Origin of the sequence: Xanthomonas phaseoli pv. dieffenbachiae (assembly GCF_008639345.1) — a bacterium.
GTDB lineage: Bacteria > Pseudomonadota > Gammaproteobacteria > Xanthomonadales > Xanthomonadaceae > Xanthomonas > Xanthomonas phaseoli.
On sequence record NZ_CP041380.1, the window covers coordinates 1,995,895 to 2,015,756 of the forward strand.

Sequence of the window (19,862 nt, forward strand, 5' to 3'; positions counted from 1 at the left end):
GCACCTTCACACGGAATCGATCAGCCCATGATGCGCTCCCTCGTGTTCTGCGCTTTGACGCTGTTGCCGCTGGCAGCGTTCGCATCCAGCCTGGCCGGGACGTCGGCAGGTGCCTCGTCGGCTGGCTCGTCCAATTCGTCCGGCAGCAGCTCCGGCGACGACAAGGTGGTGGCCGACGCCCGCGAAGATGCGGCCGGTTTTGTCGCCAGCGACGGCGTGATTCGCGGTGCGCGTCTGGAAGCGGCGTTGGTGCAGTTGCGTAGCCGTAGCGACGCAGCGCGGCTGGCCAGCGACCTGGAGCTGGCGCAGTCCATCCTGGCCCAGTGAGTCTGCGCCGGCGGTGCGGCTGGCTGCTGCTGGCGGCCTTGATCGCCCCGCAGGCGCAGGCCGAACTGTTGGTCGAGGTTGTTCCGTCGGACTTGCCTGCGGCGGAGATCGAAGCGAGCAATGCGCTGGTGCAGCTGGTCGCACCGCGATTGCCGCAGGGCTGGACGCAGCGGTTGACCGCCCCGATCCAGCTGCAATGGCGCACCGATCTGCCGGCGCAGGTACATGGCCGTGCAATCGGCAATCGCATCGTGCTCGATCGCGCGCTGTTGCAGGCGTGGAGCGCGCAATCGGACGAAGCACGTTCCGATCGCAACGCAGCTGCCACGCGCGCGGCGATGGCAGCGCTCATACACGAACTGGCGCATGTGCTCGATCGCGGCGCAGGCAGCGCGTTGTCGCGCGATCGGCGCCTGCGCGATCTCGCCGGCTGGCAGGTGCGGCCGTGGCGGCTGGGGCGCGGCGCAAACCGGTTCAGCGACCGCAGCCCGGATGGGTACGAGCGCCGCAGCCCGGCCGAGTTCGTTGCGGTCAATCTCGAGCATTACGTGCTGGACGCCGACTATGCGTGCCGGCGCCCTGCGCTGGCGGCGTGGTTTGCGCAGCGCCTCGGGACGCCGCAGGGCGCTGTGCGCTGCGAAAGCGCGTTGCCGTACCTGCAGGCCGACAACGATGCCGGTGCGATGTCGTTGCTGTCGCTGGATCCGGCACGCGTGTACGCGGTGGATTATCTGCTTGCCGAGGGTAACGAGCAGCCGATGAGCCGTTGGGGCCATAGCATGTTGCGCCTGGTGATCTGCGCCCCCGACCGTGCGCCGGGCCCGGCATGCCGGCTGGATCTGCAATATCACCGCGTGCTGTCGTTCCGCGCCTTCGTGGGCGATGTGCAGATTTCCAGCTGGCGTGGGCTCACTGGTTCTTACCCGTCGCGGCTGTTCGTGCTGCCGTTGAACCAGGTCGTCGACGAATACACCAAGGTGGAATTGCGCGCCCTGTCGTCGGTGCCACTGACGCTGGCGCCCGATGAGATCGCGGCCCTGCTCAAGCGCGCCGCGCAGGTGCATTGGAGTTACGACGGGCGCTATTACTTCATCAGCAACAACTGCGCGGTGGAAACCTACAAGTTGCTGCATGACGGGGTGCCGCGTCTGGCTGCAGCGAACTTGTCTTCGATCACGCCGCGCGGTCTGCGGCGACGATTGCAGCGTGCCGGCATCGCCGATCTGCATGTGCTGGACGACCCTGCACACGCCATCCGCCAGGGCTATTACTTCGAATCGGCGGCAGCGCATTACCAGGCCATGTTCGATGTGCTTCGGCGTGGCATCGCAGTGCCGCAAACAACTGTCGCGCAGTGGCTGGATGCCGCGCCCGAGGCGCGCGCGCAATGGTTCGATCGCGGTGGTCTGCGCGAAACTGCAGCGGCGCTGTTGCTGGAACAGGCGGCCCTGCGTCGAAAGGAATTGCTGGCGCGCGATGCGCTCAAGCGGCTGGTGCAACCGGGCATGGCCGCGCGCGAAGCGGTGCAGGGCCAGCTGCAGGCGCTGTTCGCGCGCCAGGCGCAACTCAGTCATCCGGCGGTGCTGTCGGGCAGCACGGGGTATGGCTTGCCGCAAGCGGAGGAGCAGCAACGGCTGAGTGCGCGCGTGGCGCAGGAAAGCGCGGTGTTGGTCGATGGCTGGAAGCAGCTGCAGCGGGCTGGACGCCAGCAATTGCCAGCCGACGTACGCAATGGCTTGGAGCAGGGCGAAGCGAATGTGGAACGTTTGCGTGCGCACCTGCGTGTGCTTGCGCGCGGCGATGCGGCGGCCGACAACGTGCAGCCGGACATGCGCATGCCTTTGCAGGTGCAATAGCGATCGGGCGACGCGAAGGAGCGCAGTGGGAGCCTCTCTCCCGCCGGGGCGAAAAGGCAGGGCTTGCGCGGCACTGGCACACAGGCCTTCGTGCGCCCGCATTGCAGGCGCGGGCAGGGGCGCGGGGTAGTGCGTGAAGCCGTCGGTGATTCACCTCTGACGACGCGTGGCGACGCGTTCATCATCGCGGCTACTGACAGTTCTCTGCGGCGCCCCTCATCCGGCGCTACGCTCCACCTTCTCCCTTATCAAGGTGATGGGAGAAGGGATAGACCGCGCGCGCCTCAGTACGTGCTGCGAGCGCTTCTCCCGTCGGGAGAGGGGGTGGGGTGAGCGTACGGCTCGACGCTATCGTGCAGGTCCAACTGCACGAGGCTTCGCCCTTACTTTCATCCGGCGCTACGCGCCACCGTCTCCCCATGAAGTGACCAATGTCCCGAGTGGAGAAGGGATACCTCAGCCGGCGGGTTGCAGCTCCGCTTGCACCGCATACTGGCGCAGCCACTGGCTGATGTGCGCATCGTTGCGGTATTGCTGCATCAGCTTGGCCAGACGTGCCGGTGCCGGCGTGCAGAACTGCGCAACTGCCACTTCGATCTCGTGGCGTCGATCGGCGTCGTAGGGTTCTTCGCCAGCGAAATGCACGCAGGTGTCGTAGTCGTCCACCAGCGCGCGTACGTCGTCGGGCATGCCGCACAGGCCGGCCGGGTGCTGCAGCCATTCTTCCTCCACCTTGGGGTCGGTGCAGGTTGCCGCAGCCGGCGCCGACGCGGGGGTCGGTACCGGTTTGGCGGTGCAGGCAGCCAGCAGCCCCAGCGACAGGGCTGCGAGCAGGCGACGCATCAGTCGGCGCGACCGGCAAATTCGCCCGTGGTGGTGTTGACCAGCACGCGTTCGCCGTTGGTGATGTACTCGGGCACCATGATTTCCATGCCGGTGTTGAGCTTGGCCGGCTTGGGCCGCTTGGTGGCGGTACCGCCCTTCAATTCCGGCGGAGTCTCCACCACTTCCAGCGTCACCGTCTGCGGCAGTTGCACGGCCACCGGCTGGTCGTCGATCACTTGCACATAGATGCCGGTCAGGCCATCGGTGATGTAGCCGGCGTCGGTGCCGATCACGTCCGCATCCAGCGTGTACGGGGTGAAGTCTTCGTCGTCCATGAACACGAACGCTTCGCCGTCCTTGTACGAGAACGTGGACTGTCGGCGCAGCAGCTCGACTTCCGGCAGGTTGTCGTCTGCATCGAAGCTGGCGTCGGTTTTGACCCCGCCCGGCACGCTGTACATGATGAAACGAAAGCGCACATTGCCGCCGCGGCCCTGCGGCGAGCTGCGTTCGATGTCGCGGATCTGGTAAATGCCGCCGTTGTATTCGACGACGTTGCCTTTCTTGATGTCGTTGGCTTTCATGGGAATCGGGAGTTGGGAATGGGGAATTGGAAATGCCGTGACCGGGGTAGTGGGAGCAGGGTGCCGTTGCGATTCCCTATTCCCGTCTCTCGATTCCCGGCTACTTGGGTGCCAACCGCACGCCGCCGTCCAGGCGGATCACTTCGCCATTGAGGTAGCGGTTGCGCAGGATGAAGGCGACAGTGTCGGCGTATTCGTCGGGCTGGCCGAGGCGCGAGGGGAACGGGATGGAGGCGGCCAGCGATTGCTGCACGGCCTCGGGCATGCCGTCGACCATCGGGGTCCAGAACACGCCCGGCGCGATCGTCATCACGCGGATGCCGAAGCGCGCCAGTTCGCGTGCCATCGGCAAGGTCATGCCGACCACGCCGCCTTTGCTGGCCGCATACGCGGCCTGGCCGATCTGGCCCTCGAATGCGGCGACCGAAGCGGTATTGACGATCACGCCGCGTTCGCCGTCATCGCCGGTGGTGTTGTGTTGCATGACATCGGCCGCAGCCTTGGCCACATTGAAGCTGCCGACCAGATTCACCAGCACGGTGTTGCGAAAGGTGGCCAACGGCATCGGCGCTTCCTTGCCCAACACGCGGCCGGCGCCGAGGATGCCGGCGCAATTGACCACCAGATTCAATCCGCCCAGCGCCTGCGCAGCTTGCGTCACATTGGCCGCGACCTGGGCCTCATCGGTGACATCGGTGGCGAGGTAATGCGCGTTGCCGGCACCGAGCAGCGCCAGCGCCGCCTCGGCCCTGTCGGCGTTGACGTCGAACAGCGCGACCTTGCCGCCGTCGGCCACCAGGCGCTGTGCGACGGCCAGGCCGAGGCCGGAAACGCCGCCGGTCACGATGGCAAGAACAGAAGATGGCTGCATGCGGTGGTTCCCTGAGTAACGTTGATGGCCGGTGTTGGCGGCAAACGAACGAGCGGCGGAGCGGGCGGCAATTCTAGCCGAAGCCCCCGCGTGATCGCGGTGGTAGGTGATGCACGAATGCGCGGGCAGCAATCCCTCAGCCGGCGGCAGCCAGCGCCTTGCCGACCTTGCTGCCGGTGTCGCGACCGAGCAGCTGCGCCAGCCAGCGGCCGGTGCGGGCCAGGGCGGGCAGGTCGATGCCGGTGGGCATGCCCAGCCCGTGCAACAGGTACACCACGTCTTCGCTGGCAACGTTGCCGCTGGCGCCCTTGGCATACGGGCAGCCGCCCGCACCGGACACGGCCGCATCGATCACGCGGACGCCTTGCTCCAGGCATGCAGCGATATTGGCCAGCGCCTGCCCATAGGTATCGTGGAAATGCACCGCCAACGCCTGCATCGGCACCGCCTGCGCCACTGCGGCCAGCATCTGACGCGCCTTGAGCGGCGTGCCCACCCCGATGGTGTCGCCCAGCGAGATTTCATAGCAGCCGAGCGCGTGCAGACGTTGCGCCACATCGACCACATCGGCCACCGGCACCTCGCCCTGGTACGGGCAGCCCAGCACGGTGGAGACGTAGCCGCGCACGCGCACACCGTCGAGCGCGGCCTGCTGCAGGATCGGCCGAAACCGTTCGATCGATTCGTCGATGCCGGCGTTGGTATTGGTGCGATTGAACGCCTCCGACGCGGCGGTGAAGACCGCCACTTCCTGCACCCCGGCCGCGCGTGCGCGTTCGTAGCCCTGCAGGTTGGGCACCAGCACCGGATATGCGATGCCCGGCGCCTGCGCGATGCCGGCAAACACCTCGGCGGCGTCGGCCAGCTGCGGTACCCAGCGTGGGCTGACGAAGCTGGTCGCTTCGATCGTGCGCAGCCCGGTAGCCGAGAGTTGATCGATCAACGCGATCTTGTCGGCAGTGGCGATCGGTTGCGCTTCGTTTTGCAGGCCATCGCGTGGGCCAACTTCGACAATGCGGACGAAGTCGCTCATGCGCTTACATCGCTGTGCGCATGACGGCGTGCAGACATCGCCGCAACCTCGTGCATGGTGGCGGTCGAATGCGCGAACAAGGAAACCAGGGACATCGGAAAGAGACTCATGCGGGGAGGTGGCAGACCGCTTCGCAATTGTTGCCGTCAGGGTCGAGCACGAAGGCGCTGTAATAGTGTGCGTGGTAATGCGGGCGCAGGCCCGGTGCACCGTGATCGCGGCCACCGGCGGCCAGCGCAGCGCGATGAAACGCATCGACGCTGTCGCGGTCGGTCGCCGTCAGCGCGACATGGGTGGTGCCCGGCGTCTGCGCGTGGGAGCCCAGCCAGAGAAACGGGCGCCCGGTGCCGAAACCGGCATGCGCGTGGCCGCCGGTTTGCGCGGCCGTCAACTCCACCAGCAGCGTGATGCCCAGTGGCGCAAGCGCGGCCCGGTAGAAGGCGGTGCTGGTTTGCAGATCGCTGCAGGCCAGGCCGATATGGTCGATCGCGCTCACGCCAGGCTCTCCGGCATCCACGCGGCGCTGCGCTTGTCGAGAAACGCACCCAGGCCTTCCTGGCCTTCGGGGGACACGCGCAGACGGGCGATCAACGCCGCATTGGCGGCATCGATGGCATCGCGGTCGGCAGCTGGCAGCACCGAGCGCACCAGCGCCTTGGCGCTGCCGGCGGCCAGCGGCGCCGCAGCCAGCAGCAGGCGAACCTGGCGCTCCACGGCGATATCCAGCTGATCGGCAGCCACCAGCTGGTGCAGCAGACCCAGCAACTGCGCGGTGCCGGCATCGAAGATCTCGGCGGTGGCGAACCAGCGCCGCGCCTGGCGCGCGCCGATCGCTGCAACCACATAGGGCGAGATGACCGCCGGCAGCAGGCCGAGCTTGCTTTCGGTCAGTCCGAAGCGCGCCTCGGTACAACCGATGGCGATATCGCAGCACGCCACCAGGCCGACACCGCCGCCGAAGGCGGCGCCGTTGACGCGCGCGATGGTGGGCTTGGGCAATTCATCCAGGGTGCGCATCAGCTGCGCCAGCGCCAGTGCGTCGGCGGCGTTCTCGGCTTCGCTGGCGCTGGCCATGCCGCGCATCCAGTTCAGGTCTGCGCCGGCCGAAAAGGCCGCGCCATCACCGGTCAGCACGACGACGCGGATCTGTGACGCCCGGCCCGCCTCGCGTAATGCATCGGTCAGCGCGGCGATCAGCGTCGCATCGAAGGCGTTGTGGATTGCGGAGCGATGCAATCGCAGGGTACGGACCGCTCCGTGGTCTTCGACGATCAAGCCGGTGTCCTGCATTGCGTACGTCCATGAATGGGATGCGAACCATGATAGCGGGCCGGGTCGCCGGAGCCATGACGCGGTGCGTCGATGCTAGAATTGAGAACCATTCCTAACAATCAGGCCGTCTTTGTGACGCTGTCCGACATGCCTTTGCATCGTGCCGCCATCGTGGACTCCGTGGAGGATCGTCTCCCCAACGACACGATCGCCCGGCGCTTGCGGGAGTTGGGGTTTGTCGCAGGCGAGGAAGTCACGGTGCTGGCGACCGGACCGGTCGGCCGCGAGCCGTTGTTGGTACAGGTGGGCTATACGCGCTTTGCCCTGCGGCGCAGCGAGGCTGCGCGCGTACAGGTGCGCCATGCGGGAGGATCGGCATGAGCGCGGCCACCGTCCCGCTGCGCCTGGCGTTGGTCGGCAACCCCAACAGCGGCAAGACCGCATTGTTCAACCAGCTGACCGGCAGCCGGCAGAAAGTGGCCAATTACACCGGCGTCACCGTCGAGCGTAAGGAAGGGCACTTCCGCGCACCCTCCGGGCGCGAGTTTGCGGTACTGGATCTGCCCGGCGCCTACAGCCTGCAACCGGCGAGCCTGGATGAGGCGATCACCCGCGACCTGTGCCGTGGCTTCTATCCGGGCGAGCCGGCGCCGGACGTGCTGGTCTATGTGATGGATGCGACCAATCTGCGCCTGCATCTGCGCTTTGCGTTGGAGTTGCGCGAGCTCGGCCGGCCGATGATCGTGGCGCTGAACATGATGGATGCCGCGCAGCGACGCGGGATCGTCATCGACCTGCCGGCACTGGAGCAGGCGCTCGGCGTGCCGGTGGTCGAAACGGTGGCGGTGCGGCGCGGTGGTGCCAAGGTGCTGGTCGAGCGGCTCGATGCACAGGCGGCACGCCTGGCGGCGCCCGCCGCCAATCCGCCGGCCGACGGTAATTATCACGCGCTGGTGCGGCAGATCCTCGGCGCAGCGGTGACCATGCCCACCCGCACCTCGCGGGTGGACGACGCGCTGGACCGCTGGCTGCTGCATCCGGTCTGGGGCCTGGTCACCCTGGCGGTGGTGATGTTCCTGATCTTCCAGGCGGTCTATGCCTGGGCCGCGCCGGTCATGGACCTGATCGACGGCGGCACCGCTGCCCTGGGCGATTGGGTCGGCGCGACGTTGCCGGAAGGTCCGCTCAACAGCTTGCTCAAGGATGGCGTCATCGCCGGGCTTGGCGGGGTGATCGTGTTCCTGCCGCAGATCCTGATCCTGTTCGCCTTCATCCTGGCATTGGAAGAATCCGGCTATCTGCCGCGTGCGGCGTTTCTGCTCGATCGCATGATGTCGGTGGCCGGTTTGTCGGGGCGCTCGTTCATTCCGCTGTTGTCGAGTTTTGCGTGTGCGGTGCCGGGCATCATGTCCACGCGCAGCATCCAGGACCCGCGCGACCGGCTCGCCACCATCATGGTCGCGCCGCTGATGACGTGTTCGGCGCGGCTGCCGGTGTATGCGTTGTTGATCGGCGCCTTCATTCCGCAGAAGACGGTGTGGGGCATTTTCAACCAGCAGGGGCTGGTGCTGTTCGGTCTGTACGCTGCGGCCATCGTCAGTGCGCTGCTGGTCTCGTGGACGATGAAGAAATGGCGGCGCGACAAGAGCGAGCACCCGTTGATGCTGGAGCTGCCGTCCTACCGCGTGCCGCAGGTACGCGACTTGGCGCTGGGGCTGTGGGAGCGCGCCTGGATCTTCCTCAAGCGCGTGGGCGGCATCATCCTGGCGCTGACCATCCTGCTGTGGTTCCTGCTGTCGTTTCCCGAGGCGCCGGCCAACGCCACCTTGCCGCCAATCGACTACAGCTTCGCCGGTCGTATCGGCCACGCAATGGCGGTGTTCTTCGCACCGCTGGGCTTCAACTGGCAGATCTGCATCGCGTTGATTCCCGGCCTGGCCGCGCGCGAAGTGGCGGTGGCCTCGCTGGCCACGGTGTACGCGTTGTCTGCAGCCGACGATGACGCGGCAGCGCAGGCGTTGTCGCCGCTGATCAGCGACGGGTGGTCGCTGGCCACCGCGTTGTCGCTGCTGGTCTGGTACATCTACGCACCGATGTGCATTTCCACGCTGGCCACGATCAAGCGCGAAACCAACTCGTGGAAACAGATGACCATCAGCGCGGTGTACCTGTTCGCGCTGGCCTACCTGGCCTCGCTGGTGACCTACCAGCTGGCCGTGCTGCTGGGAGCCGGCTGAGATGACGCTTTCGCTCACGCTGCAATACCTGGTGATCGCCATCGCCGTGCTGGTCAGCCTGTGGGTGGTGATGAAGAAACAGTTTCCCGGTGTGCTGCGTCGCCTGCGTGGCGCGCTTGCGCTTGGGCTGCTGCGCAACGGGCGGCCGGCATGGATGCAGGCACTGGGGCGTCGCGTGGCACCGCCTGCCGCCCAAACCGTCTCGGCCTGCGGCGGTTGCGACAGCTGTGGCCCGACCCCGCCCCGCAGCCACTGACCCGCGTCGTCTGGTCTACACTTGCGCGGCCGCAGGACGCGGCAAGACAAGGGGGCGGTGATGCGATTGCTGGTGTTGTTGGCGGTGCTGGCCGCCGTTGCGGGCCTTTATAACTATGGCGGCAACGCGCTCGACGAGAAGCAGGTGCGCGATTTCTATGCCGCGCACGACAAGGCGATGTTGAGCCAGGACGGCGAGGCGCTCTGCGCGATGACCGCGCCGGAATTCGAAATGGTGGTGTTGTACCGCATGGATTCGCATCAGCAGCGGCAAACCGCCACCCGCGAGAAATATTGCAAATCCAACGGCGAATGGGCACAGGTGCTGCGGCAGATGAGCCACGTGGCCGATCCGGAAGAGCTGATCGACTACAAGCAGTCGATCACCAAGATCGACATCGCCGCAGACGAACACTCGGCGATGGTCGAAACCCGCGCCACGCTCGGTCTGCCGGGCGTGCGCATGACCTTTCGCACCCGCGACAAGGTGATCCGCAAGCGCTGGAAGACGCTCATCGCCCACAGCGAAGGCACCGCCTGGGTCGGCCCGGCGTACCAATAAGCGCCGTGGGCCAGGCGTCTGCGCTTGCTGCCCGGCGGCGCGGTCGGCGCTGGGTGCGGCCTGTGCGATGCGGACAGGGCAGGTGCAGTGCGCCCTCCACGGTTGGCTGATGATTGCCGGCGACGTGCCGCTGGCCTCTGGACTCCGTACCGGGCAAGACGGGCGGCCAGCGATCCGTCGCTGCATTGCACAGCGCCGCAACCACTGGCGTTCGCTATGCTTGTGCCATGACGACCTCCTTCCAGATCTCCCGACGTGCGCAGGCGCTGACCAGTTCGGCGATTCGCGAAATCCTCAAGGTGACCGAACGGCCGGAGGTCATTTCCTTCGCCGGCGGCCTGCCGTCGCCAGCCACCTTTCCGGTGGAGCGCATGCGCGCTGCCAGCGACCAGGTGCTGCGCGACGCCCCGCAGGCGGCCTTGCAATACGGCCCCACCGAGGGTTATGCGCCGCTGCGCGAATGGGTGGCCGCACGGCTGAGTCGCGATGGCGCCAGCATCCGCCCCAGCCAGGTGCTGATCACCACCGGCTCGCAACAAGGCCTGGACCTGCTCGGCAAGGTCTTCATCGACGAAGGCAGCAAGGTGTTGGTGGAAACGCCGAGCTACCTGGGCGCGTTGCAGGCATTTTCGTTGTTCCAGCCGGCATTCGTCGGCATGCCCTCGGACGCGGATGGCGTGGTGGTGGATGCGCTGGATCCGTCGTTGCTGGCCGATGCGCGCTTTCTGTACTGCCTGCCGAATTTTCAAAATCCCACCGGCCGGCGCTTGCCGTTGGCGCGTCGCCAGGCCTTGGTGGCGCGTGCGGCCGAGGCAGGTGTGCCGATTGTCGAAGACGACCCGTATGGCGAGCTGTATTACAGCGGTGAGCCGTTGCCGAGCCTGTTGTCGATGAACCCGGAAGGCGTCATCTACATGGGCTCGTTTTCCAAGGTGCTCGCGCCCGGCCTGCGGCTGGGTTACGTGGTGGCGCCCGAGGCAGTGCTGGGCAAGCTGATCCAGGCCAAGCAGGCAGCCGATCTGCATACGCCATCGTTCACCCAGCGCGTGGTGTACCAGACCTTGCAGGACGATTTTCTCCAGACCCATATTCCGCAGATCCGGGCGCTGTACGCGCGCCAGTGCAGCCTGATGCTGGAGGCACTGGACCGGCACTTCCCGGCGCAGGTGCAGTGGAATCGCCCGGAGGGCGGCATGTTCTTGTGGGTGACCTTGCCACCGGGGCTGGATGGGACTGCGTTGCTGGCGCGAGCCATCGCACGCAATGTCGCGTTCGTACCCGGCGCGCCGTTCTACGCCACCTTGCCGCAGACCAATACGCTGCGCCTGTCGTTCGTCACCGTCCCCGGCGAGAAGATCGATGCCGGCATCCAGGTGCTGGGCGAGTTGCTGCGCGAGGCGCTGGCCGAATTGCCAGGCCAGGGCGCGTGACAGGGGCGACGGCAGAGCAGGGTGCGCCGATGGCGATCAGGATCGACCACGTCGCCATCGGCAGCGCGCGCGACTTCACGCGCCCTGGCAGCCGCAGTGCGATCGACAAACGTCCGCTGCAGGGGGCGGTGCAGGTGGGCATCGAAGGCCTGGAGGGCGACGAGCAGGGCGACCGGCGCGTGCATGGCGGGCCGGACAAGGCCATCCATCATTACCCACGCGATCACTACGTCGCCTGGCGCGAGGAACTTGGTCCGCACGTGTTGCTGGAGGCGGCAGGTGCCTTCGGCGAAAACCTCAGCAGCGTGGGCGTGACCGAAGCCGATGTCTGTCTCGGCGATCGCTTCACCTTGGGCACTGCAGTGGTGGAGGTGTCGCAGTTGCGACAACCGTGCTGGAAGCTCTCGGACCGCTTTGGCGTGCGCGAGCTGGCGCGGCGCGTGCAGGAAACCGGCCGTACCGGCTGGTATTACCGCGTGTTGCAGCCGGGCAGCGTTGCGGCCGGCGACCTGCTGACCCTGCAGACGCGGCCGCATCCGGATTGGCCGCTGTCCCGTCTGCAGCAGGTGCTATACGCGCGTCAGGTCGACGTTGCAGCCGTCACCGCGGTATTGCAGCTGCCGCTGGTGCCGTCCTGGCGCACGCTTTTCGAACGCCGCCTGCAGCGCAGCGAAGTGGAAAGCTGGAGCAAGCGGCTGGAGGGTATCGGCGATTAAGCGCGGCAAACAAAGCTGCTGCGCAGTGCCAGGCGGATGTGGTCGCTGCTTGCGTCGGCTTGTGCGGCACGTATAGGCGCTTGCGCCGGGCGTCTCCCACGCCGGGATGAAAGATGCACGCTCCTTGCGATAGCCATGCTTAGAGCGGCCGACATCACTGCTTTATATAGGTGGCCGTGCAGCTCACGAAGTCGGCAGAGTCCAGTTGCATTCCTGCGGCTCTCCACTCGTCGCTACCCCTCCAAGAACCCTTCGCCACGCCTCGTCGCCCGCCACGAAAGCGACCAGTCGCGCGACCCCGCAACGCCGCATCGTGCGCAGTGCGGCACTGCGGCGACGAATCGCTAATCCCAACTCCCCAATCCCGGCTATCGTGTACCCCCCACATCGCCAAGCCAGCCGCCGCCATGACAACCTCTGCTGTGAAAGTTCTGATCCACGGCGCCTCCGGGCGGATGGGCAAGGCGTTGCTGCGATTGGCCGCCGAAGACCAGGCCTTGCAGGTGGTCGGGGCCGTGGTGGGTCGCTCGCCCTCCCAGCGCGTGGTCGATGGGGTGCCGTTCTTCGCTGCCAGCGAACTCGGCGGCGCGCCTGCGTTCGATGTGGCCATCGATTTCAGTTTGCCGCAGGGCTTCGCACCGATCCTGGCGTTGTGCGCGCAGCGGGGCAAGCCGCTGGTGTCCGGCACCACCGGGCTCGACGAGGCGCAGCGTGCGGCCTTGCGCGATGCCGCCCAGCAGATTGCGCTGGTGTGGGCGTCCAACTTCAGTCTCGGCGTTGCGGTGCTGACCGAGCTGGTGGAGCGCGCGGCCGGCACCTTGCCGGGTTGGGACTGCGACATCCTCGAAGCGCATCACGTGCACAAGCAGGACGCGCCCTCCGGCACTGCGTTGACGCTGGGCGAAGCGGCGACCGGCAGCGGCGCACAGCCGCGCTATGTCAGCCTGCGTGCCGGCGACATCGTCGGCGAACACACCGTGCAGTTCACCGGGCTGGGCGAGAGGGTCGAGCTGGTGCATCGCGCGACCAACCGCGACATCTTCGCGCGTGGTGCCTTGCATGCGGCCAAGCGGCTGATCGGCAAGCCGGCAGGCAGCTACCGCGTGCGCGATCTGGTGCTGTAAGCACGCCCTCAGCCATGCATGAACGGTAGCCGCACGTCGCGGCCCATTCATGCCTCGGCGTTGACGCGCGCCTGCATCCGATGCTCTTCAGACTGGCATGGCAGGGCAGTTGCCTTTACAATTCTCGCTTGCCCGAACCAGCGTCGGACCGGTCCCCAGCACCGCGTCCGCGCTTTGCTGCAACCGGAATTTGGCCGGGAGCGCATCGGAGTCCCAGGCAGCCAGAGCGAGACCCCCACGTGACCCAACCCGCAATCCTTGTCCTCGAAGACGGCACCGTGTTCGAGGGCGAATCCGTAGGCGCCAACGGGCTTTCCGTCGGTGAAGTGGTGTTCAACACCGCCATGACCGGCTATCAGGAAGTCCTGACCGATCCCTCCTACGCCCGCCAGATGGTCACGCTGACCTATCCGCATATCGGCAACACGGGCTTTACCGATCAGGACGACGAAGCCCGCAAGATCTGGGCGGCCGGCCTGATCGTGCGCGATGTGCCGCGCCGCCCCAGCAGCTGGCGCAGCCAGGTGGCCTTGCCGGAATGGCTGCAGGCCCGCGGTGTGGTTGCCATCTCCGGCATCGACACCCGCAAGCTGACCCGCCTGCTGCGGCAGAAGGGCGCCCAGAATGGCGCGCTGATGGCCGGCGAGATCGACGTCGAAAAAGCGCTGGAAGCCGCACGCAAGTTCCCCGGCCTGAAAGGCATGGATCTGGCCAAGGTGGTCTCGACCGAGAGCAGCTACAACTGGAAGGAAGGTTCGCTGGATCTGAACTCGGACAGCTTTCTGGGTCTGGGCGCGTTGAATAGTGGAAAGTCCGCGCAGGGAAGTACCGGCTCTGGCGAGGGACACGCATTCAAGGTCGTGGCCTACGACTACGGCGTCAAGCTCAACATCCTGCGCATGCTGGCCGAGCGCGGCTGCGATGTCACCGTGGTGCCGGCGCAGACCCCGGTGGCAGAGGTGCTGGCGATGAACCCGGATGGCGTGTTCCTGTCCAACGGCCCGGGCGACCCGGAGCCGTGCGACTACGCAATCGCTGCGATCAAGGAGTTGGTGGCGCACAAGGTGCCGACCTTCGGCATCTGCCTGGGCCATCAGTTGCTGGCGCTGGCTGCCGGCGCCAAGACGCTCAAGATGACCACCGGCCACCACGGCGCCAACCACCCGGTGCAGGATCTGGACGGCGGCCGGGTGATGATCACCTCGCAGAACCACGGTTTTGCAGTGGATGAAAGCACCTTGCCGGCCAACGTGCGGGTCACTCACCGCTCGTTGTTCGACGGCACCAACCAGGGCATCGCGCTCACCGACGCACCGGCGTTCTCGTTCCAGGGCCATCCGGAGGCCTCGCCGGGACCGCGCGATGTGGGGCCGCTGTTCGACCGGTTCACGGCGCTGATGGCTGAAGCGAAAGCTTGAACACCGTCGCCGCGCCATGTGCTCGCTTTGGTGACTGCGCGGCACACCCTGGATTCAGTGGAGATTCCAATGCTTGATCGCATCGACATTGAAGGTTTGAAGGGAGTCGGCAAGGTGGAGCTGCGGTTCGATGCAGCCAGCCGGGCGCGCGTGCTTTTCGGTGTCAACGGCGTTGGCAAGACAAGGTCGTTAGAGGCCATCTATGGTGCGTTGCTATTCACCAATGAGGAGTTTTTGCGGGTCGAGAGTAATTCGGTGGTCCATGCCGGACAAAGCGTTCCCGCATCCGCTGTCCTTATCGACGATGCGCAGTACCTAGTGGATCTGCCCCCGCAGCAACTGATACATGTACGAGCTGTTGCTCCGCATGCAGTGCGTCACTCTCGTCCCTTGGTTTACATCGGAGCGGGTGGGCGCTCGTCGATAGGACGTCTGCCCACATCTATTGCGGCACTAGGAAACTTCGAGGAACGTAGGTCTCAGCACTTTGGCATGTTGTTGCAGGAGTGCGAAAGAGGTTCTTTGCGCTCTGCTGGAATGGATGCAGACATCCGGGTCTGGTTCATACAACGTGCGCAGTCGGTGAACCCCTTTCAAGTGGAAAAGGACAATTTGCGTAACGAGATCGAGTCGGTGTTGAAGCTGCTGCATCGTATCGATCAGCGCGTGGATCCGGAGTTTCTACAGATAGACGGCTCGCAGCGAGTTTATCTGAGTATCGAACGTCAGATGCGTGAACTGGGCGAACTCAGTTCGGGCTTTGCCTCGGTGGTCAAGCTTTTTCAAGCGATCATTTCCGGCTATGCGGGTTTCAGCAACTCCAAGGATCTGCAGAACCTTCCGGGGGTGGTGCTGATCGACGAGATCGAAAGTCATCTCCACGTTGGTTGGCAGGTCAACATCGTCAGACATCTGAAGGCGCTGTTTCCGAACACGCAGTTCTTCATCAGCACCCACTCGCCGCTGGTGTTGACCCAACTTGAGCAAGGCGAGGCCTATCTGCTTGAGCGCGATGCGAAAGATGGAGTGGTCAAATCGTCTGTGATCGACTCGCCCAATATGAAGGCATTTGCGGACGTGCTTGAGGAGACCTTTGGGGTCGATCTCAATGCACTCAAGCGCGATGCACTGGTCAGCGAAGACCAGTCCGCCACCAAGCGTGCGTTGCTGGACCTGGTCAAGCAGCGCCGCGAGCGCCAGGGTGGAAAGCAGGCATGACTCGTCTGGTACTGCTGGATGCCAACCTGCTGATCGGCGCATTGGACGGGCAGGAGGGCAACGCGGCTCACGCAGCTTCGCTGTCGACGTTCGAGGCGCTGGTCGCCGATCCGGACGTCAAGACCGCGATCTCCCCGCTGATTCGATACGAAGTGTTGCGTGGCCTGGACGAGGCGGATGTCGAGGATGTGAACGCCATCCTCAACGACATGAAGGAGTTCGAAGTACGGGGCCTAGAGGCAATTCGTGCTGCGGAAGTATTCCGGAAAGCTCGCCAGACCAACATCAAGCTGGATAAGCGCAAATTCGACGTCTTCCATTGCGTCTGCGCAGAAATCAACGAACTCGAGATGCTCAGCAAGGATGAGGATATTGAGACGATTCAAAAACTTATGAAGGCCTGAAGAAGACAATGCCAAAGCGCACCGACCTTAAGACCATCCTCATCATCGGCGCCGGCCCGATCGTCATCGGCCAGGCCTGCGAGTTCGACTACTCCGGTGCGCAGGCGTGCAAGGCGCTGCGCGACGAGGGTTACCGCGTGGTGCTGGTCAACAGCAATCCGGCCACCATCATGACCGACCCGAACATGGCAGATGCCGTGTACATCGAGCCGATCAACTGGCAGACGGTCGAAAAGATCATTGCCAAGGAACAGCCCGATGCCCTGCTGCCGACCATGGGCGGGCAGACCGCGCTGAACTGCGCGCTGGACCTGGCCGACCACGGGGTGCTGGAGAAGTGCAACGTCGAGCTGATCGGCGCCAAGCGCGAAGCCATCCGCATGGCCGAAGACCGCGAGCTGTTCCGCGTGGCGATGGGCGAGATTGGCCTGGAATGCCCGAAGGCCGCGGTCGCGCACACGCTGGAAGAAGCGCTGGAGATCCAGACCCGCGTCGGTTACCCGACCATCATCCGTCCCAGCTTCACCCTGGGCGGTAGCGGTGGCGGCATTGCCTACAACCGCGAAGAGCTGATCGAGATCGTCGGTCGCGGCCTGGAACTGTCGCCGACCACCGAAGTGCTGGTGGAAGAGTCGGTGCTGGGCTGGAAGGAATTCGAGATGGAAGTGGTCCGCGACACCGCGGACAACTGCATCATCGTCTGCTCGATCGAGAACCTGGATCCGATGGGCGTGCACACCGGCGACTCGATCACCGTGGCCCCGGCGCAGACCTTGACCGACAAGGAATACCAGCGCCTGCGCGATGCCTCGATCGCGGTGCTGCGCAAGATCGGCGTGGACACCGGCGGCTCGAACGTGCAGTTCGGCATCAGCCCGACCACCGGCCGCGTGGTCGTCATCGAAATGAACCCGCGCGTGTCGCGCTCCTCGGCGCTGGCATCCAAGGCCACCGGCTTCCCGATCGCCAAGGTCGCCGCCAAGCTGGCCGTGGGCTACACGCTGGACGAATTGAAGAACGAGATCACCGGTGGCCTGACCCCGGCCTCGTTCGAACCGTCGATCGACTACGTGGTCACCAAGATTCCGCGTTTTGCCTTCGAAAAATTCCCGCAAGCCGATGCGCGCCTGACCACGCAGATGAAGTCGGTCGGCGAAGTGATGGCGATGGGCCGCACCTTCTCCGAATCGCTGCAAAAGGCGCTGCGTGGCCTGGAAACCGGCAAGATCGGCCTGGACCCGACCGGCCTGGACCTGGGCAACGAAGACGACATGGCCACGCTCAAGCGCGAGCTCAAGGCACCGGGTCCGGAGCGGCTGTTCTACGTGGCCGATGCCTTCCGCGCCGGCATGACGGTGGCCGATGTGTATGCACTGTCGTTCATCGACCCCTGGTTCCTGGACCAGATCGAAGAAATCATCAGCCACGAACAGCAGCTGGCCGACGACGGCATGGCGGCGCTGGATGCGCCGCGCCTGCGCATGCTCAAGCGTGCCGGCTTCTCCGATGCGCGCATGGCGCAGCTGATCGGCAGCAACGAAGAATCGGTGCGCACCTTGCGCCGCGCGCTGAAGGTGCGCCCGGTCTACAAGCGCGTGGATTCGTGCGCGGCCGAATTTGCCACCAGCACGGCCTATCTGTATTCGACCTACGAGGACGAATGCGAGGCGCTGCCGACCGATCGCGACAAGATCATGATCCTGGGCGGTGGCCCCAACCGCATCGGCCAGGGCATCGAGTTCGATTACTGCTGCGTGCACGCGGCACTGGCGCTGCGCGATGACGGGTACGAGACCATCATGGTCAACTGCAATCCGGAAACCGTCTCCACCGACTACGACACGTCCGACCGTCTGTATTTCGAGCCGCTGACGCTGGAAGACGTGCTGGAAATCGTCGAGTTGGAAAAACCCAAGGGCGTGATCGTGCAGTACGGCGGGCAGACTCCGCTGAAGCTGGCACGTGCGTTGGAGGCCAATGGCGTGCCGGTGATCGGCACCTCGCCAGACTCGATCGACCTGGCCGAAGACCGCGAGCGTTTCCAGCAGCTGGTCGACAAGCTCGGCCTGAAGCAGCCGCCGAACCGCATCGCGCGCAATGCCGAAGAAGCCTTGGTGCTGGCGCGCGAAATCGGCTACCCGCTGGTGGTGCGCCCGAGCTACGTGCTGGGCGGTCGTGCTATGGAAATCGTCTACGGCGAATCCGACCTGGCGCGCTACGTGCGCGATGCGGTCAAGGTCTCCAACGATTCGCCGGTGCTGCTGGACCGCTTCCTCGACAACGCGGTGGAAGTGGACGTGGACATCATTGCCGACAAGGACGGCAACGTGCTGATCGGCGGGGTGATGGAACACATCGAAGAGGCCGGCGTGCACTCGGGCGATTCGTCGTGCTCGCTGCCGCCATATTCGCTCTCGCCGCAGACCCAGGCCGAGCTGCGTCGCCAGGTGGTGATGCTGGCCGAAGGCTTGAACGTGGTCGGCCTGATGAACACCCAGTTCGCGGTGCAGGTCAACGAAGCGGGCGACGACATCGTGTACCTGTTGGAAGTGAACCCGCGTGCCTCGCGCACGGTGCCGTTCGTGTCCAAGGCGATCGGCATGCCGCTGGCCAAGATCGCCGCACGTTGCATGGCCGGCAAGACGCTGGCCGAGCAGGGTGCCACCAAGGAAATCGTGCCGGACTATTACTCGGTGAAGGAAGCGATCTTCCCGTTCGCCAAGTTCCAGGGCGTGGACCCGATCCTCGGGCCGGAGATGCGCTCCACCGGTGAGGTGATGGGCGTGGGCCGCAGCTTCAGCGCCGCGTTCGCACGCGCGCAGGAAGCCGGTGGCATCAAGGCGCCGCCGGTCGGCAAGGCCTTCGTCTCGGTGCGCGACCCGGACAAGCAGCGCGTCTTGCCGGTGGCGCAGGCGCTGGTGGAGCGTGGCTTCACGCTGGTGGCCACGCGCGGTACCGGTGCCTGGCTGCAGCAGAACGGGCTGAGCTGCGAAATCGTCAACAAGGTGGCCGAAGGCCGCCCGCACATCGTCGATTCGATCAAGAACGGTGAGATCGTCTACATCGTCAACACCACTGAAGGTCGCGCTGCCATTTCGGATTCGTTCTCGATCCGCCGCGAAGCGCTGCAGCATCGCGTGACCTATTCGACCACTGTCGCCGGCGCCAAGGCGCTGGTGCAATCGCTGGAATTCCGCGGCACCGGCCCCGTGTGGTCGCTGCAGGAACTGCACAAGGAGCTGGAAGCATGAGAGCACCCATGACATCGAAGGGCGCGCAGCGCCTGCGCGAAGAGCTGGAGCATTTGAAGTCGGTCAAGCGCCCGGAGGTGATCAATGCGATCGCCGAAGCGCGTGCGCACGGCGACCTGAAGGAAAATGCCGAATACCACGCTGCGCGCGAGCAGCAGAGCTTTATCGAAGGCCGCATCAAGCAGCTGGAAAGCGAGCTTTCGCATGCCGAAATCATCGACATCACCAAGTTGTCGGCCGGTAACAAGATCGTGTTCGGCGCCACGGTGACGCTGGCCGATACCGAAACCGACGAAGAGAAGCGCTACCAGATCGTCGGCGACCTGGAAGCGGACATCAAGATGGGCCTGATCGCGATCTCCTCGCCGCTGGCACGTGCGTTGATCGGCAAGCTGGAAGGCGATTCGGTCACCATCGACGCGCCGGCCGGCCAGCGCGAGTACGAAGTCGTCAGCGTCGCCTACCTGGACTGACCGGCA

At 65.3% G+C, this 19,862-nt stretch carries 20 protein-coding genes; 14 read left to right on the forward strand and 6 right to left on the reverse strand.

Going from position 1 to position 19,862, the window contains the following annotated elements; genetic code table 11:
* Positions 1-27: 27 nt before the first annotated feature.
* Together FLG15_RS09200 and FLG15_RS09205 are read left to right on the forward strand one after the other, a co-directional pair.
* Positions 28-327 carry a DUF2388 domain-containing protein gene (locus FLG15_RS09200; protein ID WP_005915396.1) on the forward strand — a complete coding sequence of 100 codons (300 nt, stop codon included), beginning with the start codon at positions 28-30 and terminating at the stop codon, positions 325-327.
* The gene (locus FLG15_RS09205) at positions 324-2,183 is read left to right on the forward strand and encodes a DUF7844 domain-containing protein (protein ID WP_057677649.1); all 1,860 of its coding nucleotides are present in this window, start codon (positions 324-326) and stop codon (positions 2,181-2,183) included. The genes FLG15_RS09200 and FLG15_RS09205 overlap by 4 nt, the downstream gene beginning before the upstream one ends.
* A 456-nt stretch (positions 2,184-2,639) precedes the next feature.
* Here the strand turns inward: FLG15_RS09205 and FLG15_RS09210 are convergent, their stop codons facing one another.
* The 6 genes from FLG15_RS09210 to FLG15_RS09235 all read right to left on the reverse strand — a co-directional run bounded on the left by FLG15_RS09210 (position 2,640) and on the right by FLG15_RS09235 (position 6,786).
* A complete protein-coding gene (locus FLG15_RS09210; protein ID WP_057677650.1) occupies positions 2,640-3,026 on the reverse strand; it encodes a hypothetical protein in 387 nt (128 codons plus the stop codon).
* Positions 3,026-3,592 carry an elongation factor P-like protein YeiP gene (yeiP, locus tag FLG15_RS09215; protein ID WP_008571463.1) on the reverse strand — a complete coding sequence of 189 codons (567 nt, stop codon included), beginning with the start codon at positions 3,590-3,592 and terminating at the stop codon, positions 3,026-3,028. The genes FLG15_RS09210 and yeiP overlap by 1 nt, the downstream gene beginning before the upstream one ends.
* A gap of 100 nt (positions 3,593-3,692) precedes the next feature.
* Positions 3,693-4,463 carry an SDR family NAD(P)-dependent oxidoreductase gene (locus FLG15_RS09220; protein ID WP_039572476.1) on the reverse strand — a complete coding sequence of 257 codons (771 nt, stop codon included), beginning with the start codon at positions 4,461-4,463 and terminating at the stop codon, positions 3,693-3,695.
* Positions 4,464-4,599: 136 nt separating this feature from the next.
* The gene (locus FLG15_RS09225) at positions 4,600-5,496 is read right to left on the reverse strand and encodes a hydroxymethylglutaryl-CoA lyase (protein WP_057677651.1); all 897 of its coding nucleotides are present in this window, start codon (positions 5,494-5,496) and stop codon (positions 4,600-4,602) included.
* Positions 5,497-5,602: 106 nt separating this feature from the next.
* The gene (locus FLG15_RS09230; RefSeq protein WP_057677652.1) at positions 5,603-5,992 is read right to left on the reverse strand and encodes a VOC family protein; all 390 of its coding nucleotides are present in this window, start codon (positions 5,990-5,992) and stop codon (positions 5,603-5,605) included.
* Positions 5,989-6,786 (reverse strand): enoyl-CoA hydratase-related protein, encoded by a 798-nt coding sequence (locus tag FLG15_RS09235; protein ID WP_057677653.1) that lies wholly within the window; start codon positions 6,784-6,786, stop codon positions 5,989-5,991. Before FLG15_RS09235 ends, FLG15_RS09230 begins: the two co-directional genes overlap by 4 nt.
* Before the next feature lie 114 nt (positions 6,787-6,900).
* Here FLG15_RS09235 and FLG15_RS09240 point away from each other — a divergent pair, with 114 nt between their 5' ends.
* The 12 genes from FLG15_RS09240 to greA all read left to right on the forward strand — a co-directional run bounded on the left by FLG15_RS09240 (position 6,901) and on the right by greA (position 19,856).
* Positions 6,901-7,149 (forward strand): FeoA family protein, encoded by a 249-nt coding sequence (locus FLG15_RS09240; RefSeq protein WP_003486267.1) that lies wholly within the window; start codon positions 6,901-6,903, stop codon positions 7,147-7,149.
* Positions 7,146-9,005, forward strand: coding sequence for a ferrous iron transporter B (gene feoB / locus FLG15_RS09245; RefSeq protein WP_017155295.1), 1,860 nt, complete (start codon positions 7,146-7,148; stop codon positions 9,003-9,005). The genes FLG15_RS09240 and feoB overlap by 4 nt, the downstream gene beginning before the upstream one ends.
* A 1-nt stretch (position 9,006) precedes the next feature.
* On the forward strand, positions 9,007-9,261 hold the full coding sequence (locus FLG15_RS09250) for a DUF6587 family protein (protein ID WP_022559069.1): 255 nt from the start codon (positions 9,007-9,009) through the stop codon (positions 9,259-9,261).
* Between the two features lie 60 nt (positions 9,262-9,321).
* Positions 9,322-9,822 carry a hypothetical protein gene (locus tag FLG15_RS09255; protein ID WP_017155293.1) on the forward strand — a complete coding sequence of 167 codons (501 nt, stop codon included), beginning with the start codon at positions 9,322-9,324 and terminating at the stop codon, positions 9,820-9,822.
* A 227-nt stretch (positions 9,823-10,049) separates the two neighbouring features.
* On the forward strand, positions 10,050-11,252 hold the full coding sequence (locus tag FLG15_RS09260) for an aminotransferase-like domain-containing protein (RefSeq protein ID WP_057677654.1): 1,203 nt from the start codon (positions 10,050-10,052) through the stop codon (positions 11,250-11,252).
* Positions 11,249-11,968: an MOSC domain-containing protein gene (locus FLG15_RS09265; RefSeq protein ID WP_057677655.1), complete on the forward strand. Its 720-nt coding sequence runs from the start codon at positions 11,249-11,251 to the stop codon at positions 11,966-11,968. Before FLG15_RS09260 ends, FLG15_RS09265 begins: the two co-directional genes overlap by 4 nt.
* Positions 11,969-12,375: 407 nt before the next feature.
* The gene (gene dapB / locus FLG15_RS09270; protein ID WP_017155291.1) at positions 12,376-13,092 is read left to right on the forward strand and encodes a 4-hydroxy-tetrahydrodipicolinate reductase; all 717 of its coding nucleotides are present in this window, start codon (positions 12,376-12,378) and stop codon (positions 13,090-13,092) included.
* Positions 13,093-13,331: 239 nt separating this feature from the next.
* Entirely contained in the window at positions 13,332-14,510 is a 1,179-nt protein-coding gene (carA, locus tag FLG15_RS09275; RefSeq protein WP_057677656.1) for a glutamine-hydrolyzing carbamoyl-phosphate synthase small subunit, read from the forward strand.
* Between the two features lie 69 nt (positions 14,511-14,579).
* Positions 14,580-15,728: an AAA family ATPase gene (locus tag FLG15_RS23400; RefSeq protein WP_237377012.1), complete on the forward strand. Its 1,149-nt coding sequence runs from the start codon at positions 14,580-14,582 to the stop codon at positions 15,726-15,728.
* Entirely contained in the window at positions 15,725-16,132 is a 408-nt protein-coding gene (locus FLG15_RS09285) for a PIN domain-containing protein (protein WP_150145908.1), read from the forward strand. Before FLG15_RS23400 ends, FLG15_RS09285 begins: the two co-directional genes overlap by 4 nt.
* 8 nt (positions 16,133-16,140) lie before the next feature.
* Positions 16,141-19,383: a carbamoyl-phosphate synthase large subunit gene (gene carB / locus FLG15_RS09290; RefSeq protein ID WP_150145913.1), complete on the forward strand. Its 3,243-nt coding sequence runs from the start codon at positions 16,141-16,143 to the stop codon at positions 19,381-19,383.
* An 8-nt stretch (positions 19,384-19,391) separates the two neighbouring features.
* Positions 19,392-19,856 (forward strand): transcription elongation factor GreA, encoded by a 465-nt coding sequence (gene greA / locus FLG15_RS09295; RefSeq protein WP_170922320.1) that lies wholly within the window; start codon positions 19,392-19,394, stop codon positions 19,854-19,856.
* Positions 19,857-19,862: the final 6 nt, after the last annotated feature.